Genomic DNA, 23,655 nt, shown 5'->3' on the forward strand with positions numbered 1-23,655 from the left:
GCGGATCAGGCCCCGGTGCGGGCCCTGGGCTGGCCCTCGGCGCGCTGCCGCGCGTCGAGAACGGTCGCTTCGGCGGCCTCCCGGTCCTGCCAGCCGCGGACCTCGGAGCTCTTCAGCGGCTCCAGCCGCTTGTAGATGTCGAAGAAGTGGGTGATTTCGTTCAGTTGGAACTCGGGGATATCGCTCAGGTCCTGGATGTGGTCCACCCGGGGGTCACCGGCGGGCATGCACAGGACCTTGGCGTCGGGGCCGCGCTCGTCGCGCATCCAGAACACCGCGACCGGGCGGACGTGGACCGCGCTCCCCGGGTAGGAGGGCTGGTCGAGGGGCACCATCGCGTCCAGCGGGTCGCCGTCCTCGGCGAGGGTGCCCGGGATGTAGCCGTAGTCGGCCGGGTACTGCGTCGCGGTGAACAGCGTACGGTCCAGCCGGAGCCGGCCCCGCTCGTGGTCCATCTCGTACTTGTTCTGCGACCCCTGCGGGATCTCGACCACCATGTCGAAGTCCATGGAATGCTCCCCTTAGTGCCCACCGGACGCGATGCGCTTGCCAGGCCAACCTACCCGCCCTGGTCGGGATGGGATGATCGTCCCCCGGGGTCCGCTACCTCACTCTTCTTCGGGTTTGGTGTCGCTGCTCGCCACCCCTTTTCCCACTCCCCGCGCATGCGGGGGTTTGGGTGTGTGGTGGTGGGGCGAGTGTCCGGATCTGTCCACGTTCGCCCCTCGCGGCGGGGCCCGAAGACGGGGGGCCGGGTACGGAGAAAACGCGGTGGAGCCCAAGGGCCCGCACCGCGCTCATCAAGCTTGTCGGCCCCCGGTCTCCCGCCGCGATGCGCTCGGCGCGACCAGATCCGTCCACCCTTGCCGCCGCTCGTGGTCGGCGCAGGGGGTGTAGTTGTCGATGTGTCCGATTCGTGGGGGTTTCCCCGCCGATCTTGACGAAAGCGTTCCTTTATCGGCGTATGAAGGAACGAAATCGTCAAGATCGCTGGGTTCTGGTGTGGAAGTGGGCCCAGGTGATCATCGGGCCGGTGTAGCCGTTGGGGGCGGGGGTGTGGGCGCCGGAGCGCGGGTCGGTGTCGGCGGGGGTGCGGCCCCAGGTGCAGGAGAGGGCTTCGGCCAGGATGAGGCCGCAGCCGCCGGGGCGCAGCGGGTCGAGGGGTTGGCGCTCGGCTGTGGTGGTGGCCTCACCCTGGTCGATCACCTCCAGGTGGATGACGCCGGTGGTCAGGCCGACCAGGCACACGTCCACCTCGCCCTCGGGGCCACCGGAGGCGGTGTGGCGCAGGGCGTTGCTGAAGAACTCGCTGGCCACCACTTCCACGGCATCGGCCACGTCGGAGAAGTCGCGCACCAGCGCCCGCACCCAGACGCGGGCCTGGCGGCATTGCTCGGCCAGGCCGGGAAAGGACCGGTAGGCGCTGAGCGTGAACGGGGAGAGCACGTCCTCCATCACGCCACCCCCGCGAGTGCACCCGGGGCGGCGTACGCGGCCCGGTTACCACGGGTGCGAGGGCGGCGGCTGACCAGGGCGCGGACGTTTCCCGCGCCGCCCGCCGGGCTGTGTCCGGCCAGGGCCGCGGCGGCCTCGCCCGGGGAGTCAGCGCGGGCCTGGCCGCTGTGGCTCCAGACGAACCACCAGGAATCCCCGAGCCACAGCGCCACCATCGTGACCCGGCGCCCATCGGTCCCGACGGTGTAGAGCACCGGGTGGTCCGAACCGGCCAACGCCACCAGCGCCGACCTGCCGAACCTGTGCACCTCCTGCTGCAGCCGAGCCAGCAGCGAACGACGCATAGCGCCTATGGACGGATTGGGCGAGGACATGGGAAACCTCCGGCGTTTTCCGGTTACCAGCAACGACACGTGGTGGTTAACACCACACTCTCAGCATCACACGAAACTGATATACATGCAACGTTTCATTTTGGCTTGTTGCGAGTCAGGGTTGTATCCGCTACGCTGCTGCTCAGGCCGGTAAATGAGAGGAGTCGATGTGTCCACACCCCGTATCGAGACGTTTCGAGGTCGCCAACTCCGCAGAGAGTTGCACCGGTTGCGCGAAGCCGCTGGACTGAAGACCGACGACGTCGCAGAACAGCTCGATTGGTCGAAGGCGAAGATCTCCCGCATCGAGACCGGCAAGTCTCGGGTGACGCCAAGCGACGTGCGACTGCTTGTTCAGATCTATGGGGTCAAAGACGAGCGTGAACGCGAAACGCTGATCACGTTGGCACGTGAAGCCCGCCGGAAGGGCTGGTGGCATAACTATCCGGGCGTCTTCGCGAGCACGTACGTCGGTCTCGAAGCCGAAGCGACCTCAGTCCGGACGTATGAGACCCAACTGGTCCCAGGCTTGCTGCAGACCGAGCAATACATGCGGGCACTCATCCGGTCAGCTCGTGCGGACATGTCTCCCGACGAAGCCGAACAAAGAGTGGCCGCCCGCAAAGAACGCCAGGAGATCCTTCACCAAACCAACCCCGCACGGCTATGGGTCATCCTTGACGAGGCGGTCTTGAGACGAACCGTGGGCAACCCGGAGACCATGCGAGAGCAGTTGGGCCGACTCATCGAGGTAAGCGAACTGCCACACGTCGACTTGCAAGTGCTGGCGTTCGGAAGCGGTGCCCACGCCTCCATGGGAGTCTCATTCACCATCCTCGACACCCCGACCGCCAACAACACGGGCGTGGTCTACATCGAACACCTCAGCGGCCACCTGTACCTGGACGATGAGCCCGATTACGACCGTTATAAGCTGGCATTTGAGCATCTGAGAGCAAAGGCCGGCGACCCCGACGAGGCCGTCGAGCTGATTGACCACATCAGAGCCGGTCTCTAGCACGAGCGGAGAGGAGGCGCGGGATGGCCGCGTCAGAACTGTCCCGCGCATGGCGCAAGAGCAGCTACAGCCAACCCGCAGGCGATAACTGCCTCGAATGCTCCAGCGCCGCCTGGCACGTCTCCTCCCACAGCGGCCCGGAAAACCCCAACTGCGTCGAGTACGCCCAGCTCCCCACCTCTATCGCCGTGCGGGACTCCAAGCACCCCCACGCGGGGCACCTGTCGTTCTCCGGGGCCGAGTGGTCGGCGTTCCTCACCGCTGTGAAGGCCACCCGCCTGTAACGGCTCGTTTCCGCTCTCCCGTCACGACCAGTCGCGCACGTCCTCGATCGGCTGCGCGTCCTCGGGGACCGCGGGTACGACCGCGACCTCGCTCTCGAAGCGCAGCGCGGTGCGCACCCGGTCGCGCACCTCCGCGGCGAGGCAGTCGGCGTTCGCGCCGGACTCCGGGACGATCTCGCAGCGCAGCACGTCGCGGTGCTCCACCCGGTCGATGACGAACCGGGAGGCGGACAGGCCGGGCACGCCGGCGAGCGCGGCCTCGGCCTGGCGCGGGTGCAGGAACATGCCGCGCACCTTGACCGCGTCGCCCACCCGGCCCAGGACTCCGGCGAGCCGCGGCGCACCGTCCGGCCCCGCCTGCCAGGCTGACAGGTCCCCGGTGCCGAACCGCACCATCGGGTAGTCGGGGCGCAGCAGTGTCACCACGATCTGCCCCGTGTCCTCGTTTTGCACGGGCCGCCCGGTGGACAGATCGCAGATCTGGACGAGCACCCCGCTCGGGATCTTCAGCCCGGAGTTCGGCGCGGTCTCGTAGCCGAGCAGGCCGGTCTCCGCGGTCCCGTAGGCCATGCGGACGTCGGGCACCCGTGCGGCGAGGACGGCCCGCAGCGAGTCCGGCAGCGGCTCGGCGGTGACCAGCGCGCGCTGTATCTGCCACGCCGCGGGGTCGAGACCGGCCTCCTCGAAGCGGTCGATCAGCGCCTTGAGGTAGCTGGGCAGCCCGGTGTAGGCGGTGGGGCCGAGATCGGCGGCCAACCGGGCCTGCAGGTCGAGGTTGCCGACCCCGCCCGGGACCACCGTCGCCCCGACCGAGGCCGCGCCCTCCTCGAACATCGCCCCGGCGGGGGAGAGGTGGTAGCCGAAGCAGTTCAGGACCGTGTCGCCGTCGCCGATGCCGAGCTCCTGCAGCGCCTCGCCCCAGCGCCACGGGTCGGTGCCGGGCAGTTGCGGTTCGTAGATCGGGCCGGGCGACTGGAACAGCCGGCGTGGTCGGACGTCGGGGGCGAGGAAGCCGCCGAACGGCGGTTCCCGCCGCTGCCGCTCCAGCAGGTCGTCCTTGGTCATGACGGGCAGGGCCGCGAGGTCGCCGACACCCGCCACGTCCCGCGGGTCGATCCCGGCCTCCGACAGCCGGGCGGCGAACGCCGGCACCCGGGCCGCCGCCTCGCGGACGGCGGTGCTGACCTCGGAGTCGAGGCCGGTGGTGTAGTGGTGCACCGATTCCCGCAGTGTCTGCGGCTGTGTCATTGCGCTCTCCGTCCTGGTAGCCGGCCGGCTCTCCTCACAGCCAGCGCTTGCGGCGCTTGTAGTGCTTGACGTCGCGGTAGCTGCGGCGCTCGCCCTCCTTGCCGATACCGAGGTAGAATTCCTTGACGTCGGGGTTCTCCCGCAGCTCGGCCGCGGACCCGTCCAGCACGATGCGGCCGCGCTCCATGACGTAGCCGTGGTCGGCGATGCCCAGGGCCTGGCGCGCGTTCTGCTCCACCACCAGGACCGTGGTGCCCAGCTCCTGGTTCAGCCGCGCGATGTGGCCGAAGATCTCCTCGACGAGCCGCGGCGCCAGCCCGAGCGAGGGCTCGTCCAGCATCAGCAGCCGGGGCCGGGCCATCAGCGCGCGGCCGATCGCGAGCATCTGCTGCTCGCCGCCGGAGAGGTAGCCGGCCACACGCGAGCGCAGTTCCCCCAGCTTCGGGAAGTATCCGTAGACGAGGTCGAGGTCCTCCGGGCGGGCGCGCCCGCGGCTGTAGGCGCCCGCCACGAGGTTCTCCTGCACGGTGAGGTGCTCGAAGACGTGCCGCCCCTCCATGCACAGCGACATGCCGCGGCGGACCCGCTGGGCGGCGTCCATGTGCGTCACGTCGCGGTCGCCGAAACGCACGTCGCCGTCGGTGATCTCGCCGTGCTCGCTGGGCAGCAGCCCGGAGATCGCCTTGAGGGTGGTGGACTTGCCGGCTCCGTTGGAGCCCAGCAGCGCCACGATCGACCCCGCGGCGACCTCCAGGGACAGGCCGCGCAGAACGAGGATGACCTCGTCGTAGATGACCTCGACGTTGTTCAGGCGCAGGGGCGCGGACGGGGCCGCCGGGGCCCCGTCCTGCACCTGCTGCGGCGCGGGCGTGGACACGTGCTACTCCGCCGGGGTGACGTCGGGCGCGACCTCGTTCATCGTCCCGTCGCTCACCTCGTAGAGCCCGGTGCTGGTGGAACCGCGGTGGGAGTCGGCGGAGAAGCTCACGGTCCCGGTGCCGATGACGCCGCCGGTGTCGACCTCGATGTCCTCCAGCGCGTCCCGGAGGTTGGGGCCGGTCACCTCCTCGCCCTCACTGGCGAGCCGGCGCATCCCCTCGGCCATGACGTGCATCGTGTACCAGCCCTGGGTGTAGTGCAGGCCCTTCTCCTCCAGGGACTCGCCCTCCCCTTCCAGGAACTCCGCCGGATCGGCGTGGCCGGGGCGCTGCGCCCCGGGCGGGGCGAACGGCTGGACGAAGGTGTGGCCCTCGGCCGCCTCCTCGCCCGCGGTGGTGATGAACAGCTCGTCCGCGCACCAGTTGAGGCACACGATCTCCATGTCCATGTCCTGCTCGGCGATGTCCTGGGCGACCTGCGCCGCGGGGCTGGAGACGTTCTGGATCACGATGTACTCGGCGCCCTGGTCCTCGGCCTGGGTGAGCATGCTGACGTAGTTGGCCGTGTCGTCGGGCATGGCGTAGGAGTCGTAGCCCAGGTCGTAGTCCTTCTCCTCGATCCACTCCTCGCCGTCGGCGACGGGCGCGCTGCCGAACGGGGAGTCGTGGTGGAACACCGCGACCTCGGTGCCGTCGTCGGTCTCCTCGGCGATGTGGTCGAGTGCCACCCGCATCTGGTCGGAGTAGGTGGGCGCCACCACGAAGTTGTAGGGGGAGTCCTCCGGGTCGGTCAGGTCCTCGGAGTAGGAGGCGGACATGAAGGGCAGTTCGTCGGAGGCGACGCTGCCGCGCAGCGCCTCGGTGTCGCCGGTGCCCCACCCCTGCACCGCCACGACACCGTCGGAGACGTAGCGCCGGTAGAGCTCTTCGGCCTGCGGGACCTCGTAGGCGTAGTCGTTGGACTGGGCCTCGATCTCGCGGCCCTCGATCCCGCCCTGGGCGTTGACCCAGCTGAGGTAGCCGAGCATGCCCTCGTTGTAGATGCTGCCCACGTCGGATGTGGCCCCGGTGATGTCGGCGATGATGCCGATGCGGATCGGGCCGTCGTCGTCGGTCTCCCCGCCGCCGGTGACCGCGCTTCCGCTGCACGCGGTCGACCCCAGGAGAACGGGAACGGTTGTCATCAGGGCAAGAGGCCAGGAGGAGTGCGCATGGGGGATCCTTTCTGCCGATCAGCAGTCAATACCGGAATGGCCAGTACCTGACGTAGTCCTTCATCCGTTGCCAGATCCGGTCCAGGCCGCGTGGTTCGAAGATCAGGAAGAGCACGATGACGAGCCCGAACGCTCCGAGCTCCAGTGCGGGGAAATGCTCGGTGAGGAGGGGCACGGCGTTGTGCAGGACGCGGCTGAGCTCCAGCAGCAGCAGCGGCAGCAGGATGAGGAACGCCGCGCCGTAGACGGAGCCGGCGACACTGCCGAGCCCGCCGACGATGATCATCGCGAGGTAGAGGATGGACTCCTCCAGGGTGAACCGCTCCCAGGACACCGTGGAGTTGTAGTGCGCGGTGAGCGCGCCGGCCAGCCCGACGAATCCCGAGGACACGGCGAAGGCCATGACCTTGGTGCGGGTGACGTTGACGCCCATCGCCGCGGCGGCGATGTCGTGGTCGCGCACCGCCATGAAGGAGCGGCCGAGGTTGGTGCGGAACAGGTTGCGCGCGGCCAGGACCGCGAGACTCGCCGCGACGAGCAGCACGGCGTACCACTGCACCTCGAACAGCGGCCCGCCGAACTCCACCCCCAGCAGGGTGAACGCGCGCATGTCCAGGTAGCCGGCGCCGTCGGTGAGCCACTCCCAGCGGCGCACCACGAACAGGATGAGCGTCTGCGAGGCCAGGGTGGCGATGGCCAGGTAGAGCCTTTGAGCCGGAGCGCGGGCAGACCGAAGAAGGCGCCGACGACCGCGGTCAGCACGATCGCCGCGGCGATCGAGACCGAGGCGGGCATCCCGGCCCTCTCGTACAGCAGCGCCGAGGTGAACGCGCCCACCGCGAGGAAGCCGCCCTGGCCCAGCGAGATCTGCCCGGTGAACCCGACCAGGATGTTCAGGCCGACGGCGCCGATCGTCGCGATCAGGATGGTGTTGACGACGCTGAGCCAATAGACGTCGAGCAGGAACGGCAGCGACACGAGCGCGGCCGCGACGAGCACGAGCCGGGCCCGTTCGGCCCGGGTGTGCCGCAGCGCGAGCTCGGAGCGGTAGGTGCGGTGGTGCACGCCCGTGGCGGTCGCCGGCATCGTGTCAGACCCTCTCTATTCGTGTCTCGCCGAACAGCCCATAGGGCCGGACCATGAGAATCAGCACGAGGACGATGTAGGGGACGACCGCGGCGAACCCCGGGTCCAGGTATCCCGCTGTGTACTGCTGGATCAGGCCGATCGTGAGCCCGCCGACGATCGTCCCCGGCACCGAGTCGAGGCCGCCGAGAATGACCACCGGGAAGACCAGCAGGCCGAAGGCGGCGATCCGCGGCTCGACGGCGGTGATGTCGGCCAGCAGCACACCGGCGATCAGGCGCTCACCGCGGCCAGGGCCCACGCCATCGCGAAGACCCGCCGCACCGAGATGCCCAGAGTGAGGGCGGCCTGCTGGTCGTCGGCGACCGCGCGCATCGCCACGCCGTGCCGGGTGTGCCGGAAGAACAGCGTGAAGGCGGTGAGCACGATCGCCGCGACGACGATGACGAGCAGTCGGTGCAGCGGAAGGGAGGCGCCGAGGAACGCGACCGTGCCGCGCGGCAGCACCGGCGGCATCTCCCGCGCCTGGGTGCCGAATATCATCTGCATGATCGCGGTGAGGACGGCCGACAGGCCGATCGTCACCATGATCACGCTGATCGCGCTGCGCCCGACGAGGGGGCGGAGCACGAACCGCTCCACGACGACGCCGAGGAGCACCGCGATGAGCACGCCGTTGAGCACCGACACGGTCACCGGCAGCCCGAACAGCCCGAACGAGGCGTAGAAGGTGTACGCGCCCACCAGCAGGAACTCGCCCTGCGCGAAGTTGATGACCGAGGTCGCCTTGTAGATCAGCACGAAGCCGAGCGCTGCCAGGGCGAGCACCGCGCCATCGGCCAGCCCGTAGGCGGTCAGGGTGAGGAAGGAGTCCATGGGTCAGCGCCGTCCCGTCCAGATCGGCCGGCGGCGGTGCCCCGCCGGGAGTTCGTAGCCGGACATGTCGCGGACCCGCAGGTCGAGCTCTCGCTTGACGTGCGTGCCGTCCTGGTAGGTGATGGTGCTCGTCACCGGGGCGGTGGTGGCGCCCTCTCCCTGCTCCAGCGCCTCGATCACCCCCGCGTAGCGTTCCGCGATCACCGAGCGCCGCACCTTGCGGGTGCGGGTGATCTCGTCGTCGTCCGGGTCGAACTGCTTGTGCAGCAGGACGAAGCGGCGCACCCGGATGCTCTCGGACAGGTCGGTGTTGGCGCGGTGCACCTCCTCCGCGATCAGGTCGTAGACCTCCGGCTTCTGGGCGAGATCGGTGTAGGTGGTGTAGGAGATGTGCAGGTGCTCGGCCCAGGAGCCCACGGTGGTGGGGTCGATCGTCACGATCGCGCTGATCCCCGCCCGGTCGGGCGAGCCCACCACGACCGCCTCCTCCACGAAGGGCGAGAACTTGACCTTGTTCTCGATGAAGGCGCTGGAGAAGCGGGTGCCGTCGGCGGTCTGCAGCACGTCCGCTGCGCGGTCGATCACCACGAGGTGCCCGGTGTCGTCCAGGTAGCCGGCGTCGCCGGTGTGCAGCCAGCCGTCGGAGTCCACCGCCTGCGCCGTGGCCTCCGGGTTGCGGTGGTAGCCGCGGAACACCGAGTCGGAGCGCAGCAGGATCTCGCCGTCCTCGGCGATGCGGATCGCCGTTCCGGCGATGGGCCGGCCCACGGTGGTGAACCGGACGTCGTCGTCGCGGTGCACCACGGCGATGCCGCAGATCTCGGTCTGGCCGTAGATCTGCTTCAGGTTGACCCCGAGGGCGTGGAAGAACCGGAACACGTCGGGCCCGAGCGGGGCGCCCCCGGTGTAGCAGCGCCGGATCCGGGCCAGGCCGAGCTGGTCGCGGACGGGGCGCAGTGCCGTCCAGTCGGCGAGGCGGTACGCCAGCCGGCCGGCCGGACCCGGTGCGCGCCCCCGGACGCGCAGCTCGGCGGTGCGTTCGCCGACGCGGTACCCCCAGCCGAAGACGGCGCGCTTCAGCCGGCCGGCCTCGTCGACGCGGACCTGCACCTCCGAGAGCATCGACTCCCAGATGCGGGGCGGACTGAACATCACGTCGGGGCCGATCTCCCGCAGGTCGGAGCGCTGGGTTCCGGCCTCCTCGGGGAAGGAGAGCGTGAATCCGCGGGTGAGCCCGCACGCCACGGCGAGCATCTGCTCGCCGATCCAGGCCAGGGGGAGGAACGAGACGTAGCGGTCCCGCTCGGTGAGGGGGTCGATCTCCGTCAGGTGGTCGGCCATCGCCAGCAGGTTGCGGTGCGACAGTTCGCCCAGTTTCGGCCGCGAGGTGGTCCCGGAGGTGGTGCAGATGACGGCGATGTCCTCCGGTGCGCCCGCGGCGACGCGCTCGTCCAGCCAGTGCGGGTGGTCCCGGCCCCATTCCCGGCCCCGGCGCTCCACGTCGGTGAACTCGCGCAGGTAGGTCTCGGTGTAGCGCTCCAGGCCGTGCGGGTCGTAGTAGACCACGGTGTCCAGGAGGGGAAGCTGCAGCTTGAGCTCGACGAGCTTGTCGACCTGCTCCTGGTCCTCGGCCACGGCGACGCGCACCTCGGCCAGGGAGAGGATGTGCACGATCTCCTCGCCGATGCTCGTGGGGTAGACCCCGACGACCGCGGCGCCGATCGACTGTGTGGCGAGCTCGGCGATCAGCCACTCCGGGCGGTTGTCCCCGACGACCGCCACGGTGTGCCCCGCCTCGACGCCCAGCGAGGCCAGGCCGTGCGCGAAGTCGCGGACCCGCTCGTGGTACCGGCGCCAGGTCAGCGGCTGCCAGATGCCGTAGCGCTTCTCCTGCAGCGCGACGCCGTCCGGGGTGGTCCGCGCCCGCTCGGCGAGCAGTCGGGGGAAGGTCGCCTCGCCGGCGCCGGCGTCCTCCCGCGCGGGGCCGGCGGAGGGCGCGCTCCGGGGCTGCCTCACTCTGCCACCGCCTCCGTTCCCAGGTAGGCCCCGATGACCGCGGGCTCGCTCCTGACCTCGTCGGGGGAGCCGTCGGCGATGACCCGGCCGAAGTCCAGGACGGTCACACGGTGCGAGATGTCCATGACGACGTCCATGTCGTGCTCGATGAGCACCACGGTGACGCCGGCGAGCTCGTGCACGTCCAGCACGAACCGCGCCATGTCCTCCTTCTCCTCGGCGTTCATCCCGGCCATGGGCTCGTCCAGCAGCAGCAGGCCGGGCTGCATGCACAGCGCGCGGCCCAGCTCGGTGCGCTTCTGGACGCCGTAGGCGAGGGAGCCGACGGGCTTGTGCCGCACCTCCTGGATCCGCAGCAGGTCGATGACCTCCTCCACCAGCTCGCGGTGCGCGATCTCGGCCCGGCGGGCCGGCCCGAACCAGAGCATCGCGGGCAGCAGCCGGTTCGACATGTGGATGTGCCGCCCGAGCATGAGGTTCTCCAGCACGGTGAGGTGCGAGAACAGCTCGATGTTCTGGAAGGAGCGGGCCACGCCGAGCCGGGCGATCCGGTGCGGGGGCGTTCCGGCGAGCTGGTGCGCCCCGCGGTCGGTGTGCAGCGTGATCCGGCCGCGCTGCGGCCGGTACAACCCGCTCACGCAGTTGAGCAGGCTGCTCTTCCCGGCGCCGTTCGGGCCGATCACGGCGTGGATGCGGCCCTGGGTCACGGTGAGGGAGACGTCGTCGAGGGCCTGGACGCCGCCGAAGCCCAGGTGGACGCCTGAGCACTCCAGCACCGTCCGACCGGGCGCGAGCCGGCTGCCGTTGAGGTCGTGCCGGTAGGCGCGGGAGATCACGTGGTGTCTCCTTCCTGCTGGTCCCCGTGTCCATGGCGAACGGAGTGTGACGCACACTACAATTCCACTATGTGTAACGCAATAGTGCTGATCTGAAAATCAGGAAGCTCTGATACCCTCAGTCGTCCCTGTAGCTGGAATCGAGTTGTCAGAAAGGAGGCGGGTGCGTGGCCGAGTCCGACGTCCGGCCTGAGGCTCGCGGAACACTGGGAACCGTGCGCAACGCCGTACTCCTACTCGATCTGCTCAGCGAGGGTCCCGCCTACCAGCACCTCAACGACCTGGCCGAGCGCTCCGGGCTGTCGGTGGCCACCGTCCACCGGCTGCTGCGCTCGCTCGTCCTCGCCGACCTGGCCGAGCAGGACCCGCGCTCCGCGCGCTACGGGCTGGGCCCGGGCGTCACCCGTCTCTCCGAGCGCTACCTGGGACGGCTTCCCGTGCTCGGCGCGCTGGCGCCCTACCTCGTGCGGCTCCGCGACGCCACCGGGCACACCGTGCAGGTGGCACTGCTCGTGCGGGGAAACGCCGTCTACGTGGACCGGGTCGACGGCCAGGACGGCGGCATCTACCGCGACGCGCACCGCGTGCGACCCGCGCTGGCCACGGCGGCCGGGCGGGTGCTCGCCGCGAGCGCCGACACCCCCGCCTGGGACCAGGCGCTGGAGACGGCAGAGCGCGAGCAGCGCGAACTCGCCGAGAAGAAGCGCGACGCGTGGCGGCAGGCCCCCTACCTCTACGTCGCGGGGGAGGCGGCAGCGGAGGCCTCCGAGCTCGCGGTCGGCGTGTCCGACGGCCAGGGCCGCGCTGTGGCGGCGCTCGCCGTGGCGGTGGACCCCGACATCACCGAGGAGCGGGCCGGGACGCTGGCGCGGCAACTGATCCAGGCGGCGACGGCGGCCGGAAGGACGCTGAGCCATGACTGAGCGCTGGGCCGCGCAATGGGCGCGGGTCGCCGGTGATCTGTCCTGGGACGAGCCGTGGCACACGCTCCACACTCCCGACACTCCCTACGGGCGCTGGTTCGCCGGCGGCAGGATCAACCTGGCGGCGAACTGCGTGGGCCGGCACGCGGCCCGGCACGGCGCCAGGATCGCGGTGCAGTGGGAGGGGGAGCCCGGCGACCGCCGCGAGCTGACCTACCGGGAACTGCACGACGAGGTCCGGGCGTTCGCGAGCGTGCTACGCGGGCTCGGTGTCGGCCCCGGAGACCGGGTGGCCCTGCACCTGGGCTGGCTGCCGGAGACGGTGGTGGCCATGCTCGGCTGCGCGCACGTCGGCGCCGTGCACACCGTCGTCCCCACGCCGCTGCCGGCCGAGGCCCTCGCCGAACGCCTTGCCGACTTCGGCCCGCGGCTGCTGGTCACCCAGGACGGCGCGTGGCGACACGGCACGATCCTCCCCCTGAAGGCCCGCGCCGACGAGGCGCTGACCGCGGTGGGCGGCGTCGAGCAGACCGTGGTGGTGCGCCGTACCGGGGTCGACGTGGCCTGGTACGCGGGGGACCGCTGGTGGCACGAGCTCCGGGCCGCGATCCCCGAGGAACCGGCGCCCCCTGTGGCGCTGGAGGCCGAGCACCGGCTCCTGGCCACGCCTATGGCCACCCGGCGCGGCCGCCCGGTCTCAGCACTGCACGGCACGGCGAACATCCTCGCCGCCGCCGCGGCCGTCCACCGGTACGGGCTGTCCCCCGGTGGCGTGTTCTGGTGCGCGGGCGACATCGCGTGGCTCGGCATCCAGGTCCACGGGGTCTACGGCCCCCTGAGTTGGGGCGATACCGCGGTGATGTTCGAGGGGACCCTGGACGTGCCCAGCCGCGACCGCGCCTGGGAGATCGTGGCGCGCTACGGCGTCGCCACGCTGGTCACCTCACCCTCGGTGGTCCGCCGCCTGCGCGGCTGGGCGCAGCGGCCGCCGGCACACGGCGCCGTGGCCTCGCTGCGGCGCATCGTGACGCTCGGCGAGGCGCTGGACTCCGAGCTCGCCGACTGGCTGCGGCACCGCATCGGCGCCGGCGGCATCGATGTGGCCGACGCCTGGGGGCAGATCGAACTCGGCGGTATCGTGAGCGTCGACCGGCCCGTCGCGCCCGCACTGCTGCCCGATCCGGCTTCGCCATCGTCGACGGCGGTGAGCCGGTGCCGCCCGGCGGGCGCGGGGAACTCGTTCTGCGCAACCCGTGGGCGGGAACCCTGCGCGCGCTGGAGGGCGCCGGCGCCGCCGACGCCGGGCGGCACTGGCAGCGCTACCCGGGCAGCTATGCCACCGGCGACATCGCCAGCCACACCGCTGATGCCGGGACTCCCGGCGCCGGGGGGAGACTGGCCTTCCACGGCCGCATGGACGAGGTGGTCAGCGTCTCCGGCCAGCTCGTCTCGCTGACCGAGGTGCGCGACACACTGCTCTCCCACCCCTTCGTCGCCGAGGCCGACGTGTGCGAGCGGGCCGATCCCCGCCTCGGCCGGTCGCTGGCGGCGGCGGTCGTGCTGGGACCCGGCCTCACGGGCGATGCCGCGCTCGCCCGCGACCTGCTGGACGCGGTGCGCGAGGTGCTGGGCGGCCTGGCCCGGCCCCGCGCGCTGGGCTTCGTGGACCGCTTCGCGGCCGACCTCTCGCCGCGGGCGCGGCGAGAGGCCCTTGCGGTCCTGCTCGCCGGTGCCGGGGAGGAACCGCTTCATCTGACCTGGGAGCAGGTCATCGCCGCGGCGCGGCCGTGATCCGGGCGCCCGAGCGCGGTGCCGGTGGCACCAGGACCCGCGGGAGCGGACCCGCTGGAAGGGGCGCCTAAGCGGTCGGCGGCTTGTCTCCGTCCGCCGGCCGGCGTCACGGTTTGCGGCCGATTCCTCCGACCATCAGCCGCTGGCCGACCGTCAGCGGGTAGGCGGGCTCCTCATCGGGACGCCACTCGGGCAGGTACACCACGCCGGGCTCGACGAGCTCCAGGCCCTCGAAGTACCTCTCGATCTCCTCCCGGGTCCGGAAGCGGCCCGTCTTGAGGAACTCCAGGAACGTCTCTTCGAGCGCCGCGGCGTCGGGGCTGGACCTGCAGAAGTGGGTCACGAGGAGGTGGCTTCCCGAGGGGCAGGCGTCCAGGTAGGCCTGCACGATGCCCTGCGGGTCCTCGTCGTCGTGCAGGTGGTGGAGCATCCCGACCAGGAGGATGCCCACCGGTCGGGTGAAGTCGATCAGCCGCTGCACGTCCGGATGGCCGAGGACGCCGGACGGGTCGCGCAGGTCGGCGGTGACGACCGAGGTGTACTCGTTCTCATCGAGGAGCGCGCGCCCGTGCGCGAGGACGATCGGGTCGTTGTCGACGTAGACCACCTGCGCGGTCGGGTTGTGGCGCTGGGCCACCTGGTGGGTGTTCTCGACCGTTGGCAGACCGGAGCCGAGGTCGATGAACTGCCGGAGTCCCATCTCGCCGGCGAGATAGCTCACCCCCCGGCCCAGGATCGCCCGGTTGTCCCACGCGAGGTCGCCGATCTCCGGCATGACCTGGAAGAGTTCCCGGGCGACGGCGCGGTCGGCCTCGAAATTGTCCTTGCCGCCGAGAACAGCGTCGTAGGCCCGGGCGATACTCGGCACGCCGAAATCGATGTTCGGCGGAAACGACTCCCCGTTTGTGGAGCTCAGCCCCTTGCCCATGTCCGGCGCCACCGATCCTCCAAGTCTCGCACCTCGGACCGCGTGTTGAACTCGGGAGTAAGGCTACCGTTTCCGGTGATCATGCCGGCCCACTGCCTGACGCGGGAAACCCGGGGCCGTCGATGCGCAATTCTGCTGCACAGGCGCGAAAGTGCAGGTAAAAGGCTTGCATCTGGAAGACGGAGAATCGCGGAGAGGGCGTGCGCGAGCCGCCGGAGAGACACCGGTGCGGATAACGCAAACGCAACGATCACGACCTGAAGGTGATCCGGTGGCGGATCATCGACGTCTGCCTGCGTCATTCGCACGTCCGGGCGGTCGCGGCCGCCAATGAGCGGGTTGACGCGCCCTCAGCGCGGCAATAACGTCCTGCCATGCTTTCCCCCAGTGAGTCCTCCAATGCGAATGAAACCCTGGTCGTGCAGTTCTTCACCGATATGGGAGAAACGTATGACCAGATGAAGGCCGCGTTCGACCGCTATCTCGCCGACGACTGCGTCTGGGCGAACCAAGGACTGCCGGAGGTACGCGGCAAGGCGGAGATCTTCGGTTTCCTGCAGGCGTTCGTCGAGCAAACGGGACTCGAGTGCGTGCACGGGGAAGTTCTGAATATCGCGAGCGCTGGCCAGGTCGTTCTCACCGAACGCCACGAGCGCTGGACCGGCGAGGACGGGAAGGTCCTGGTCGAGTCGCTTCCCGTCATGGGCACCTTCGAAATCGAGAATGGCATGATCCGGGCCTGGCGCGACTATTTCGATCCGACGAAGTTCGCCCACCTCGCTCCTGCCGCGGACACCGACCAGTGACAGATCCGGCACCGACACCTGCGACCAGGGACACAAGGATGCGTTTCGACGGCAAGACCGCGATCGTGACCGGGGGGAGCGAAGGAATCGGCTTCGCCGTCGCCGAGGGACTCGCATCGGGCGGCGCACGCGTCGTTCTGGTGGCCCGGCGCGAGGGCGCGGCGGCGGAGGCCGCCGAGAAGCTCGGACCGCACGCGTCCTATGTCGCCGGCGACGTCGCGCACGAGGAGACCGCGGAACGGGCGGTCGCCCACGCGGTGGAGCAGCACGGAGGACTCGACCTGCTGGTGTGCAACGCCGGAACGCTGATCCCGGGTGCCGTCACCGAGCAGCCGATGGAACAGGTCGACCGCACGATCGCGGTCAACCTGCGCGGGACGATCGCGTTCATGCGGCAGGCCGCTCCGGCGATGGGGCGTCGGGAGGGCGCGGCCGCGGTCCTCGTCTCCTCGGCGACCGGCCGGCAGCCCATGGCGGGGATGGGGGCATATGGCGCGACCAAGGCGGCGCTGAACTACCTGGTTCCCACCTGGGCCATCGAGCTCGCGCCCATGCGGATCCGGGTCAACGCCGTCTGCCCCGGAGGTACCTACACGCCGGCGCTCCGTGCGGCCACCGCCGCCGTCCCGGAGCTCGAAGAGGCGACCATCGCGACGAACCTCGTCAAACGCATCGCCGCGCCCGAGGAGATCGCGGGCCCCGTCCTGACGCTGCTGGACGACACGGTCAGCGGCTACGTCACGGGGGCGATCTGGGACGTCGACGGCGGCTACCAGCGGGACCGCGGTGGCGGTTCCTGAAGTGCGCCCCGCCGGTCCCGGGCCGCACCGTCCGGGCCCCGGAACGTGGTGCGGTAGGCGCTGGGGGAGACACCGATCGCCGTCTGCAGATGGTGCCGCAGGGAGGTGGCCGTACCGAATCCGGCGTCGGCCGCGACCCGGTCGATGGGGAGGTCCGTCTCCTCGAGCAGTTGCCGGGCGCGCTCGACGCGCCGCTGCGTGAGCCACTGCACCGGAGTGAGCCCGACCTCCTCCCGGAAGCGGCGGGTGAACGTCCGGACGCTCATGGACTCCTGAGCGGCCAGCTCGCGCAGTGTGAGCGGCCGGTCGAGACGCTTCAGCGCCCAGGCGCGGGCCACGCCGGTCGAGGAGCGCCGGGCCGGCTCGGGGACGGGGCGCGGGATGAACTGGGCCTGCCCGCCTTCGCGGTGCGGTGGGACGACCGTGGAGCGGGCGGCGTCGTTGGCGACGGCCGCTCCGTGGTCGCACCGGATCATGTGCAGGCACAGGTCGATCCCGGCAGCCTCCCCGGCCGAGGTGAGAACGCCGCCTTCGTCGGTGTAGAGGACGTCCGGGTCGAGGTCGACGGCGGGGAACAGGCGGCGGAAGCGCTCCGTCGACTTCCAATGTGTCGTCGCCCGCCTGCCGTCCAGCAACCCGGCGGCCGCCAGCACGAAGGCGCCGGTACAGACCGAGGCGATCCGGGTGCCGGGGCGGATGCGGGCGAAGGCGCCGACGAGCGCGGGCCCGAGCCGGCCCGCGATCTCGGGCTCGCCCTCCTCGTGGGTGGCCGGGACGACTACGGTGTCGGCCTCGGCCAGCGCTTCGGGGCCGTGGAGGACACGGATGGGAAAGTCGGCGTTCGTCAGTACCGGACCTGGGGTGAGTGCGCAGGTCACGACCTCGTACAGGGGAGTGCCGCCGCTGCCGGCCGCGGCGCCGAACAGCTGGTGCACCAGCCCCAGCTCCAGCGGCAGCACCCCGCTGCGGACGAGGACGGCGACCCGGTGCCGGTCGGCGGCTCGAAACGCGGTCATGGCCAAATCCTTTCACATCACGGCCATCTGGCCCCTCGCGGTGTGTGCGCCGCTCACGCAGCATCGTGTGCATGAAGATCCTCTGGGTATTCGCCCACCCCGAACGGCACTCCCTGAACGGCTCCCTCATGGACGAAGGGCTGCGCGCACTGGAACGACTGGGCCACGAGAACCGGGTGTCCGACCTCTACGCCATGGGCTGGAAGCCGGTGGTGGACGCGGACGACTTCGGCGGGACCGCTCCCGAAGACGCCGACCGCCTGGTCGTCGGCGCGGAACAGGAACGCGCCTACCTGGAGGGGCGGCTGGGCGAGGACGTGCTCGCCGAACAGGAGAAGATCAGATGGGCCGACGCGCTGGTCCTCCACTTCCCCATGTGGTGGTTCGGGCCGCCCGCCATCCTCAAGGGCTGGTTCGACCGCGTCCTCGTCCAGGGCTTCGCCTTCGGGATCAAGGATGCGCGGGGCCGGACCCGCAGGTACGGGGACGGCGGCCTGGTCGGCAAGCGCGCGCTGGTCGTCACGTCGGTCGGCGCGCGCGAATCCGGCTTCGGGCCGCGGGGCGTCCACGGGCACGTGGACGAGGTGCTCTTCCCGCTGCTGCACGGCACGCTCTGGTACACCGGCGTCGCCGCGCTGCCGCCGTTCGTCGTCTACGGCGCGGACCGCGCTACCGAAGCCGACTTCACGACCTACGCCGGCGCGCTGCGCGCCCGGCTCGGCGCGCTCCCCTCGGCCGCCCCCATCGCCTACCGGCACGAGAACAGCGGCGACTACGACGACGCACTCGTCCTCCGGCCGCACCTCGCCGCGGGCCGTACAGGGCTCGGGGTGCACAGCACCGCGGGTGACCACGTGGCCATGCACGAACAGGACGGGGAGGCCAAAACCCAATCCTTGTTGTAATCACAAAATCACTTTCAGTGTTACTCCGGTGGGGCCTCGGGGAACCGACGCGGTAAGGCGGGCGAGCACGGGGAGGGGCAGTGACAGTGACCGCTGACCTCATCGAGGCGGTCGGGACCGCGATCGATGTCATCGGGGTCGCCGTCATCGTCGTCGGCGCGGTCAGCGTGAGCGCGGTGTTCCTCTACCGGTTGCTGCGCGGCCACCCTGTGGCCGAGGTCTACCGGACCTACCGGCAGGGGCTGGGGCGGGCGATCCTGCTCGGCCTGGAATTCCTCGTCGCCGGAGACATCATCCGCACGGTCGCCGTCTCGCCGACCTTCCAGAGCGTCGGAGTGCTCGCCGGAATAGTCCTGATCAGGACGTTCCTCAGCTTCTCCCTGGAGGCCGAGCTGGAGAACCGCTGGCCCTGGCAGCCCCGCGGGGCGGCCCCCTCCGCGCAGAGCGGCCAACGCTGAACGCGCCGGCGGCGCGGAGCGAACGCGCGGGATCCTCTGCGTCCCGGGCTCTGCTGGGAGACAGTTTCAAGTAGCGGCCCGGAGAGGTAGCCCCGCCGAGTAGTGGGAACGGGTACTCCCGAGACATCCCGGGCGACAGCCTCTGACCCTGCCAGCACCTGAACAGGGAAGAGCGATGGCGAATGGCGCGGTAACACACCTCCTCCTCGGCCTTCTCGGGTTCGGTTGCTCCCTTGTTCCGCTGCTCGTCCGGGTGCCCGGCCCGGCTTCCGAGTGGGGACTGCACGGGGTCATGGCGGCGGCCATGGGGAGTATGGCCGTGGTCGGCATGGACGGTCCGTCCCGGCTGCCGCTGGTCGGTTTCCTGCTGGTCGCCGCGGCGTGGGCCTGGCATGAGCTGCCGCGGCGCCGGGAGCAGCTGCATGTCGCCGTGGATCTGCTGGCGATGGCGCTGCTTCTGCTGTTCGTTCCGAGGCACGAGGAGATAGCGGCGCAGGTCGAGCACGTGCACGGTGGTGTCGCGGCCGGAGGAGCGGTCCTTCCCGTGCTGGTCGGCCTTTTCTGGCTGGGGATGCACGGGGGCTGTCTGCTCCAGGCGGCCGGCCGATTGGCCGTGCGCGATTCGCTCAGTAGCGTGGGCATGATCGGTTCGATGACGCTGATGGCGCTGCTGTGAGCGTCGGGCCGCGCCAGCGGGTCCTGGACAAGAAGGCCCCGACGCCGTTCCTGGCCGACCGGGGTTCTCGACATTCCTGAAGCGGTATCCCGGCCCGGCGCAATGCGGACCTCCGCCCCCGTGGCCGAGGAGCCGCCCATCGAACTGCTCCCAGCGCACGCCGAGCTCCATCGGTGATCTGGGTGAGCGCGTCCCGGGCGGCACCGCGCGGCCCAGGGGCCGGAGAAGGTGAAGCGAAATAGGGCGCGGAGGCATTTAATGCGTGAGCCGGGAATGTTTCTAGGGAACCCATCCCCCTAGCAGAAAGCGAGCCGCAATATGGGAGCTTTCCGCCGTATCGCCCAATTCCTGCTCGCCCTCGAAGCCCCCTCAACCGGTAGCCGCCACCTCCCCGACCCCCAGCGCGACACCAACCGCGTCCGCGCCGTTGTCGACCGCAGCCGCCACAACGGAAACCGCCTCATCACCACCGGCGAGATCTGGCAGGAACTCCACGACGACCTGTGGGGACTGCACGCCCGCCCCATAGGACTCAACGCCGACGACATCACCCAGCATGAATGGATCTATGAGCGCCTGCTGGAACTGGTCCACGAAGGCCGTCTCGTCGAGGACCCCGATCACGGCGGTCCCTACGGTCGGTTCTGGCACACCAGCACCCCCATCGCCCGTGTGATCAACGCCTCCGAAAACTACCGCGAAGCCGTCTCCCTGACCCGCGACCAGCTCCAGCGCTACGGCGACGACGAACTCCTCCGTGCCATGGGCGAAGTCGAACACGCCATGGTGCGCCTCAAGGCCACGGCCGAGGACTACAGCAAACACACCGGTCTCTACCCTCCTGGCGGCGCCGACCTCAGCGGTCCGCGCTCCCATTCGCCCCGCATCCTCAGTAACGAGGGTTGATCTCCTCGGTGCCCCACTACAATCGCACACATGTCCTTGGGGCCGTACCCAGGCGGGCCTCCCCTCTGCCGCCCGCCCCGGGCACGGCCCCTTGCTCTTCCCCCCCGCGGCAGGGACCTCAGCTCCGGTGGCCCGGCTGGGTGAGGCGGTGCTGCGGACACCCCGGAATCCCGTGCCCGGGTAGGGGCGTGCCGCGCGTCCGGAACCGCCGAACGCGCCCGGCGCCGGTCCCGGGACGCGGCACCATGTTCCCGAACTGACCTGGGGTTTCATCGTGGCCTCGGGGGATAGGGGAAAGGAACACGCTGGTCGTGCCAAGCCCGGGGGCCTCGGCGGACCGGCGTGTACCGGCCCCTGCCGGACCGGCCGCAGGCGCCAGCGCGCAGCCAGGCGAATGGCGCCGTTTCGGTGTCCGTCATCGGACTCCCGGCGAGCCGTAAGAACTGAAAGCGTTCTGGTTATTACATTCTGTTAGAGAGTTTGCCGCTGTAATGCCGCTTGGACCTTGCGTCACAGCGTGTCCCGCAGTCAGCGCGCCGAACGGGGAGGAACGGCGTGAGCGATTCCGTGAAGCCGTGTCGAAGGGCCAGCGGACGGGGTTGGGCACGGCCGTCAGCGCGGCGTAGCGGATCGAGGACTTCTTCGGCGAACCCAGCGGAGAAGCACAGCCCGCGCGGAGCCCGCCACAGGCCCGGGAGCGGTTCCGCACCGGCGTCCGTGCCACTCGCCGGGCGACGCGTCCAGAGAGGAGCACTGCCATGACCGAAGCCACCCGCACCAGTGAGTCAGAGCCAAGGGTTCCCGCGGCACGAGAAGGCAGAGGCCGCTCCACCGACCTGAGCGAGGTCAGCAGCGAGAGCCGTACCTCGATCGCCGAGAACGTCGTCGCCAAGATCGCGGGGATGGCGACCCGCGAGATCGGTGGTGTGTACGAGATGGGCGGCGGTGCCGCACGCGCGTTCGGCGCTGTACGCGACCGCATCCCCGGCTCCACCTCCACCAGCACCGCCGCACGCGGTGTGGCCGTGGAAGTCGGTGAGCGGCAGGCCGCGGTGGACCTCCAGTTCGTCGTCGATTACGGGGTGGCCATCCCCGATCTCGTCAACGCGGTGCGCCGCAACGTGGTCACCGGGGTCGAGCGCATGACCGGGCTGGAGGTCACCGAGGTCAACATCAGCATCGAGGACATCCACCTGCCCGAGGACGACGAAGCTGGCGCGTCCGAACCGCGTGTGGAGTGACCGCCGTGGCCGGCGACGTAGCGGACAGGGAGAAGGCGGGGCGCGAGATAGCGGCAAAGGTCCGGGGTCTTCCCGACGTCGCGGGGTTGTCCTCGGGCCCCTTCGGCACCCTGTCCATGCCGGTGCCCGGTGGCCGGGTCGAGGGTGTGGTGCTGCGCGACGGCAGCGTCCGGGTCGGGGTGGTGGCGCGTTTCGGGCGGCCGCTACCCGAGATCGCCGGCGACGTCCGTGACGCCGTACTGGAAGTGGTACCCGACCACCGTGTGCACGTGTCGATCGAGGATCTGGTCCCCGATCCCACGGGTATGGAGGCACGCCCCATGAGCATGGCGGCGCCGTATCCGGCGTGAGTCGGCGCGGCGGACGCGCCTGATGGTGGGCACCTCGCGGTGTCCAGTCGCACGATCACACGGATGAGGAGGTGGGCCCATGTGGTCCATCGTTGGCCTGGCCTTCGGAGTGGTGCTCGGGCTCTCGGGATACTTCGGCGGTTTCCCGGCGTTCGTTCTGGTCCTCCTGTTCGGCGCAGCCGGGTTCCTGGCCGGGCGCGCCTACGAGGGTGAGATCAACCTGGCCGAGATGTTCAGCCGGCGCTGATCCTGCGGAGATCGCCCTCCTCCCCGCGGCATGAGGGAAGGGGCCGGTCAGGATCGGCACGAGCAGGAGTGGGGCGAAAAGGATGAATACAGCCACCGCACCACCGCGGGGCGAGCCGAAGCGGGACACGAGTCCTCCGCCTACCGAGCGCGGCACCACCATCCTGCCCGACCGGGTCGTCGCCAAGATCGCCACTGCGGCCTCCTCCGAGGTCAGCGGCACCCGCCGCCTTACAGGGCGCTTCGGCGGGCTGGTGGGCGGCAGCGATCCCGCGCGGACGCAGGCCCGAGTCAGCGGGACCCACGTCACGTTGCGGCTGGTGATCGCGGTGCATTACCCGAGCCCGCTGCGCGGCACGGCACGTGAGGTCCGGGCGCACGTCAAACGCCGGGTGGAGGAATACACGGGGCTGTCCGTGCGCCATGTCGACATCGAGATCGCCGAACTGGTTCCGGCGCGGCGGGCACGGTGACCCGACCCTGCCGGGACCGGCCCTCCGATGCCGCAGGTGCGGAGGGGACCGCGCGGCACCGGCTCGGCCCCGACGAACAGTGAGGGGTGAGGACGACATGACCACCGTCGAGGAGACAGAGGAGATCGAGCGCCGGCCCGACTCCAGCGCCGAGAGACGGACGCGTCGGCTCGCTGTGCGCGCTTTCCGTCCCCGGCGCTCCTGGCCGGCGTTCCTCGCCGGCCTGGTACTCCTGGCCGCCGCGGTGATCATCGCGGCCGAGATCATCTCGACCCTGGCCGGAGCTCCGCTGCGGATCCTCCCGTTCGACCGCGTCGCCCAGGTGGCCGACGCCCGGTGGAACCACCCCGCCGTGCAGGTCGCCTCCGGTGTGCTGGTCCTCCTTGGTCTGCTCCTGGTGGCGGTCGCGCTCCTCCCCGGGCGCGGGGGCTACCTGCCGCTGCGGACCGGGGATCCGGCGCTGGTGGTGGGCCTGTCCAGGTCGGGTATGCGGTCGGCGCTGGCCGCGGCGGCGCGCGAAGTCGACGGGGTGGAGGACGCGCGGGTGTCGGTCGGCCGGCGGCGTGTGCGGGTCCGGGCGAGCACCTACCTGCGCACCGCGGAGGGGCTGCGCGACGCGGTGGGCGACGCGGTGCGGGAGCGGCTCGCGGAACTCGACCCCCTCCACTCGTTGACGGTCCGAACGCGAATCAGGTTCTTGAAGACGTGATGGCGATGGCACTCGAGAGAAAGACGCGCAAGTCAGCGCGCGGAAACCGGTGGGGGCTGGCTGTACTGGGGCTGCTGCTCGTCGCCGCGGGGGCGGCGGCGCTCGCTGCCGGGCTCGGCGCGTTCGGCGCCGGGGTCGCGGG

General features: G+C 70.4%; 29 protein-coding genes and 1 pseudogene. 16 read left to right on the forward strand and 14 right to left on the reverse strand.

The genetic code is table 11. The annotated features are described in order from the left end of the window. Window positions 1-5 precede the first annotated feature (5 nt). The 3 genes from VS93_RS19395 to VS93_RS19405 all read right to left on the reverse strand — a co-directional run bounded on the left by VS93_RS19395 (window position 6) and on the right by VS93_RS19405 (window position 1,829). Window positions 6-509: an inorganic diphosphatase gene (locus VS93_RS19395; protein ID WP_046471325.1), complete on the reverse strand. Its 504-nt coding sequence runs from the start codon at window positions 507-509 to the stop codon at window positions 6-8. Between the two features lie 472 nt (window positions 510-981). Then, window positions 982-1,455, reverse strand: coding sequence for an ATP-binding protein (locus VS93_RS19400; RefSeq protein ID WP_082127030.1), 474 nt, complete (start codon window positions 1,453-1,455; stop codon window positions 982-984). Further along, window positions 1,455-1,829: a hypothetical protein gene (locus VS93_RS19405; RefSeq protein ID WP_156184928.1), complete on the reverse strand. Its 375-nt coding sequence runs from the start codon at window positions 1,827-1,829 to the stop codon at window positions 1,455-1,457. The genes VS93_RS19400 and VS93_RS19405 overlap by 1 nt, the downstream gene beginning before the upstream one ends. Before the next feature lie 169 nt (window positions 1,830-1,998). On the opposite strand from VS93_RS19405, the gene VS93_RS19410 reads away from it, so the two are divergent. Together VS93_RS19410 and VS93_RS19415 are read left to right on the forward strand one after the other, a co-directional pair. Next, entirely contained in the window at window positions 1,999-2,847 is an 849-nt protein-coding gene (locus VS93_RS19410; protein WP_201776684.1) for a helix-turn-helix domain-containing protein, read from the forward strand. Between the two features lie 23 nt (window positions 2,848-2,870). Continuing rightward, window positions 2,871-3,131 (forward strand): DUF397 domain-containing protein, encoded by a 261-nt coding sequence (locus tag VS93_RS19415; protein ID WP_046471328.1) that lies wholly within the window; start codon window positions 2,871-2,873, stop codon window positions 3,129-3,131. 21 nt (window positions 3,132-3,152) lie between these two features. On the opposite strand, the gene VS93_RS19420 is transcribed toward VS93_RS19415, so the two are convergent. The 9 genes and pseudogenes from VS93_RS19420 to VS93_RS19450 all read right to left on the reverse strand — a co-directional run bounded on the left by VS93_RS19420 (window position 3,153) and on the right by VS93_RS19450 (window position 11,285). Continuing rightward, on the reverse strand, window positions 3,153-4,379 hold the full coding sequence (locus VS93_RS19420; RefSeq protein ID WP_046471329.1) for a phenylacetate--CoA ligase family protein: 1,227 nt from the start codon (window positions 4,377-4,379) through the stop codon (window positions 3,153-3,155). 34 nt (window positions 4,380-4,413) lie between these two features. After that, window positions 4,414-5,256, reverse strand: a complete 843-nt coding sequence (locus tag VS93_RS19425; RefSeq protein ID WP_082127031.1) for an ABC transporter ATP-binding protein — start codon at window positions 5,254-5,256, stop codon at window positions 4,414-4,416. A gap of 3 nt (window positions 5,257-5,259) precedes the next feature. Next, window positions 5,260-6,441 (reverse strand): ABC transporter substrate-binding protein, encoded by a 1,182-nt coding sequence (locus VS93_RS19430; protein WP_046471330.1) that lies wholly within the window; start codon window positions 6,439-6,441, stop codon window positions 5,260-5,262. A gap of 55 nt (window positions 6,442-6,496) precedes the next feature. Then, window positions 6,497-7,171 carry a branched-chain amino acid ABC transporter permease gene (locus VS93_RS32615; RefSeq protein WP_269082874.1) on the reverse strand — a complete coding sequence of 225 codons (675 nt, stop codon included), beginning with the start codon at window positions 7,169-7,171 and terminating at the stop codon, window positions 6,497-6,499. A 65-nt stretch (window positions 7,172-7,236) separates the two neighbouring features. Further along, window positions 7,237-7,557, reverse strand: a pseudogene (locus VS93_RS33485) (ABC transporter permease subunit); the annotation flags it as partial. 4 nt (window positions 7,558-7,561) lie between these two features. After that, the gene (locus VS93_RS30565) at window positions 7,562-7,858 is read right to left on the reverse strand and encodes an ABC transporter permease subunit (protein ID WP_201776685.1); all 297 of its coding nucleotides are present in this window, start codon (window positions 7,856-7,858) and stop codon (window positions 7,562-7,564) included. After that, window positions 7,831-8,433: a branched-chain amino acid ABC transporter permease gene (locus VS93_RS19440; RefSeq protein ID WP_201776686.1), complete on the reverse strand. Its 603-nt coding sequence runs from the start codon at window positions 8,431-8,433 to the stop codon at window positions 7,831-7,833. The genes VS93_RS30565 and VS93_RS19440 overlap by 28 nt, the downstream gene beginning before the upstream one ends. Before the next feature lie 3 nt (window positions 8,434-8,436). Beyond that, complete coding sequence (locus tag VS93_RS19445) at window positions 8,437-10,449, reverse strand: AMP-binding protein (RefSeq protein WP_082127032.1); 2,013 nt, start codon at window positions 10,447-10,449, stop codon at window positions 8,437-8,439. Then, window positions 10,446-11,285: an ABC transporter ATP-binding protein gene (locus tag VS93_RS19450; protein ID WP_082127033.1), complete on the reverse strand. Its 840-nt coding sequence runs from the start codon at window positions 11,283-11,285 to the stop codon at window positions 10,446-10,448. The genes VS93_RS19445 and VS93_RS19450 overlap by 4 nt, the downstream gene beginning before the upstream one ends. Before the next feature lie 167 nt (window positions 11,286-11,452). Here VS93_RS19450 and VS93_RS27200 point away from each other — a divergent pair, with 167 nt between their 5' ends. From VS93_RS27200 to VS93_RS27205, 3 genes are read left to right on the forward strand one after another with little or no spacing between them, the layout of a single operon-like run. Next, window positions 11,453-12,208, forward strand: coding sequence for an IclR family transcriptional regulator (locus tag VS93_RS27200; protein ID WP_052745865.1), 756 nt, complete (start codon window positions 11,453-11,455; stop codon window positions 12,206-12,208). Further along, window positions 12,201-13,664: an AMP-binding protein gene (locus VS93_RS19460; protein ID WP_052745866.1), complete on the forward strand. Its 1,464-nt coding sequence runs from the start codon at window positions 12,201-12,203 to the stop codon at window positions 13,662-13,664. Before VS93_RS27200 ends, VS93_RS19460 begins: the two co-directional genes overlap by 8 nt. Next, window positions 13,622-13,999, forward strand: coding sequence for an AMP-binding enzyme (locus VS93_RS27205; protein ID WP_052745867.1), 378 nt, complete (start codon window positions 13,622-13,624; stop codon window positions 13,997-13,999). The genes VS93_RS19460 and VS93_RS27205 overlap by 43 nt, the downstream gene beginning before the upstream one ends. A gap of 106 nt (window positions 14,000-14,105) precedes the next feature. On the opposite strand, the gene VS93_RS19465 is transcribed toward VS93_RS27205, so the two are convergent. Next, window positions 14,106-14,927 carry an SAM-dependent methyltransferase gene (locus VS93_RS19465; RefSeq protein WP_046471331.1) on the reverse strand — a complete coding sequence of 274 codons (822 nt, stop codon included), beginning with the start codon at window positions 14,925-14,927 and terminating at the stop codon, window positions 14,106-14,108. 374 nt (window positions 14,928-15,301) lie between these two features. Here VS93_RS19465 and VS93_RS19470 point away from each other — a divergent pair, with 374 nt between their 5' ends. Together VS93_RS19470 and VS93_RS19475 are read left to right on the forward strand one after the other, a co-directional pair. Beyond that, on the forward strand, window positions 15,302-15,733 hold the full coding sequence (locus tag VS93_RS19470) for a limonene-1,2-epoxide hydrolase family protein (RefSeq protein ID WP_201776687.1): 432 nt from the start codon (window positions 15,302-15,304) through the stop codon (window positions 15,731-15,733). 38 nt (window positions 15,734-15,771) lie between these two features. Further along, entirely contained in the window at window positions 15,772-16,533 is a 762-nt protein-coding gene (locus VS93_RS19475) for an SDR family NAD(P)-dependent oxidoreductase (protein WP_046471333.1), read from the forward strand. On the opposite strand, the gene VS93_RS19480 is transcribed toward VS93_RS19475, so the two are convergent. Beyond that, a complete protein-coding gene (locus VS93_RS19480) occupies window positions 16,503-17,549 on the reverse strand; it encodes a GlxA family transcriptional regulator (RefSeq protein WP_046471334.1) in 1,047 nt (348 codons plus the stop codon). The genes VS93_RS19475 and VS93_RS19480 overlap by 31 nt on opposite strands. Window positions 17,550-17,620: 71 nt before the next feature. Between VS93_RS19480 and VS93_RS19485 the strand changes: the two genes are divergently transcribed. From VS93_RS19485 to VS93_RS19520, 9 genes are all read left to right on the forward strand, one after another. Continuing rightward, window positions 17,621-18,454 (forward strand): NAD(P)H-dependent oxidoreductase, encoded by an 834-nt coding sequence (locus tag VS93_RS19485; RefSeq protein ID WP_046471335.1) that lies wholly within the window; start codon window positions 17,621-17,623, stop codon window positions 18,452-18,454. Window positions 18,455-18,534: 80 nt separating this feature from the next. Continuing rightward, on the forward strand, window positions 18,535-18,912 hold the full coding sequence (locus VS93_RS19490; protein WP_236700621.1) for a DUF1622 domain-containing protein: 378 nt from the start codon (window positions 18,535-18,537) through the stop codon (window positions 18,910-18,912). A 175-nt stretch (window positions 18,913-19,087) separates the two neighbouring features. Next, a complete protein-coding gene (locus VS93_RS19495; RefSeq protein ID WP_046471337.1) occupies window positions 19,088-19,588 on the forward strand; it encodes a DUF5134 domain-containing protein in 501 nt (166 codons plus the stop codon). A gap of 318 nt (window positions 19,589-19,906) precedes the next feature. Next, on the forward strand, window positions 19,907-20,494 hold the full coding sequence (locus VS93_RS19500) for a hypothetical protein (RefSeq protein ID WP_046471338.1): 588 nt from the start codon (window positions 19,907-19,909) through the stop codon (window positions 20,492-20,494). A 758-nt stretch (window positions 20,495-21,252) separates the two neighbouring features. Further along, on the forward strand, window positions 21,253-21,735 hold the full coding sequence (locus VS93_RS19505; protein ID WP_046471339.1) for an Asp23/Gls24 family envelope stress response protein: 483 nt from the start codon (window positions 21,253-21,255) through the stop codon (window positions 21,733-21,735). Between the two features lie 5 nt (window positions 21,736-21,740). Beyond that, window positions 21,741-22,085: a hypothetical protein gene (locus tag VS93_RS19510; protein ID WP_082127034.1), complete on the forward strand. Its 345-nt coding sequence runs from the start codon at window positions 21,741-21,743 to the stop codon at window positions 22,083-22,085. A 79-nt stretch (window positions 22,086-22,164) separates the two neighbouring features. After that, window positions 22,165-22,332: a hypothetical protein gene (locus tag VS93_RS30105; RefSeq protein ID WP_173434334.1), complete on the forward strand. Its 168-nt coding sequence runs from the start codon at window positions 22,165-22,167 to the stop codon at window positions 22,330-22,332. An 82-nt stretch (window positions 22,333-22,414) separates the two neighbouring features. Further along, window positions 22,415-22,804: an Asp23/Gls24 family envelope stress response protein gene (locus VS93_RS19515; protein WP_052745869.1), complete on the forward strand. Its 390-nt coding sequence runs from the start codon at window positions 22,415-22,417 to the stop codon at window positions 22,802-22,804. Between the two features lie 97 nt (window positions 22,805-22,901). Then, complete coding sequence (locus tag VS93_RS19520) at window positions 22,902-23,513, forward strand: DUF6286 domain-containing protein (protein WP_046471340.1); 612 nt, start codon at window positions 22,902-22,904, stop codon at window positions 23,511-23,513. Window positions 23,514-23,655: the final 142 nt, after the last annotated feature.

The sequence above is a fragment of the Allosalinactinospora lopnorensis genome (assembly GCF_000981225.1).
In the GTDB taxonomy this organism is placed as follows: domain Bacteria; phylum Actinomycetota; class Actinomycetes; order Streptosporangiales; family Streptosporangiaceae; genus Allosalinactinospora; species Allosalinactinospora lopnorensis.

What these genes read in the sequence shown, in the direction of transcription:
- VS93_RS19480 (WP_046471334.1), bottom strand. Translation starts at nt 17,549, where the DNA reads ATGACCGCGTTTCGAGCCGCCGACCGGCACCGGGTCGCCGTCCTCGTC.
- VS93_RS19500 (WP_046471338.1), top strand. Translation starts at nt 19,907, where the DNA reads ATGGGAGCTTTCCGCCGTATCGCCCAATTCCTGCTCGCCCTCGAAGCC.
- VS93_RS19505 (WP_046471339.1), top strand. Translation starts at nt 21,253, where the DNA reads ATGACCGAAGCCACCCGCACCAGTGAGTCAGAGCCAAGGGTTCCCGCG.
- VS93_RS19460 (WP_052745866.1), top strand. Translation starts at nt 12,201, where the DNA reads ATGACTGAGCGCTGGGCCGCGCAATGGGCGCGGGTCGCCGGTGATCTG.
- VS93_RS19485 (WP_046471335.1), top strand. Translation starts at nt 17,621, where the DNA reads ATGAAGATCCTCTGGGTATTCGCCCACCCCGAACGGCACTCCCTGAAC.
- VS93_RS19515 (WP_052745869.1), top strand. Translation starts at nt 22,415, where the DNA reads ATGAATACAGCCACCGCACCACCGCGGGGCGAGCCGAAGCGGGACACG.
- VS93_RS19520 (WP_046471340.1), top strand. Translation starts at nt 22,902, where the DNA reads ATGACCACCGTCGAGGAGACAGAGGAGATCGAGCGCCGGCCCGACTCC.
- VS93_RS19470 (WP_201776687.1), top strand. Translation starts at nt 15,302, where the DNA reads ATGCTTTCCCCCAGTGAGTCCTCCAATGCGAATGAAACCCTGGTCGTG.
- VS93_RS19430 (WP_046471330.1), bottom strand. Translation starts at nt 6,441, where the DNA reads ATGACAACCGTTCCCGTTCTCCTGGGGTCGACCGCGTGCAGCGGAAGC.
- VS93_RS19395 (WP_046471325.1), bottom strand. Translation starts at nt 509, where the DNA reads ATGGACTTCGACATGGTGGTCGAGATCCCGCAGGGGTCGCAGAACAAG.
- VS93_RS19465 (WP_046471331.1), bottom strand. Translation starts at nt 14,927, where the DNA reads ATGGGCAAGGGGCTGAGCTCCACAAACGGGGAGTCGTTTCCGCCGAAC.
- VS93_RS19495 (WP_046471337.1), top strand. Translation starts at nt 19,088, where the DNA reads ATGGCGAATGGCGCGGTAACACACCTCCTCCTCGGCCTTCTCGGGTTC.
- VS93_RS19400 (WP_082127030.1), bottom strand. Translation starts at nt 1,455, where the DNA reads ATGGAGGACGTGCTCTCCCCGTTCACGCTCAGCGCCTACCGGTCCTTT.
- VS93_RS19405 (WP_156184928.1), bottom strand. Translation starts at nt 1,829, where the DNA reads ATGTCCTCGCCCAATCCGTCCATAGGCGCTATGCGTCGTTCGCTGCTG.
- VS93_RS19420 (WP_046471329.1), bottom strand. Translation starts at nt 4,379, where the DNA reads ATGACACAGCCGCAGACACTGCGGGAATCGGTGCACCACTACACCACC.
- VS93_RS19415 (WP_046471328.1), top strand. Translation starts at nt 2,871, where the DNA reads ATGGCCGCGTCAGAACTGTCCCGCGCATGGCGCAAGAGCAGCTACAGC.
- VS93_RS19440 (WP_201776686.1), bottom strand. Translation starts at nt 8,433, where the DNA reads ATGGACTCCTTCCTCACCCTGACCGCCTACGGGCTGGCCGATGGCGCG.
- VS93_RS27205 (WP_052745867.1), top strand. Translation starts at nt 13,622, where the DNA reads ATGGACGAGGTGGTCAGCGTCTCCGGCCAGCTCGTCTCGCTGACCGAG.
- VS93_RS30105 (WP_173434334.1), top strand. Translation starts at nt 22,165, where the DNA reads ATGTGGTCCATCGTTGGCCTGGCCTTCGGAGTGGTGCTCGGGCTCTCG.
- VS93_RS19475 (WP_046471333.1), top strand. Translation starts at nt 15,772, where the DNA reads ATGCGTTTCGACGGCAAGACCGCGATCGTGACCGGGGGGAGCGAAGGA.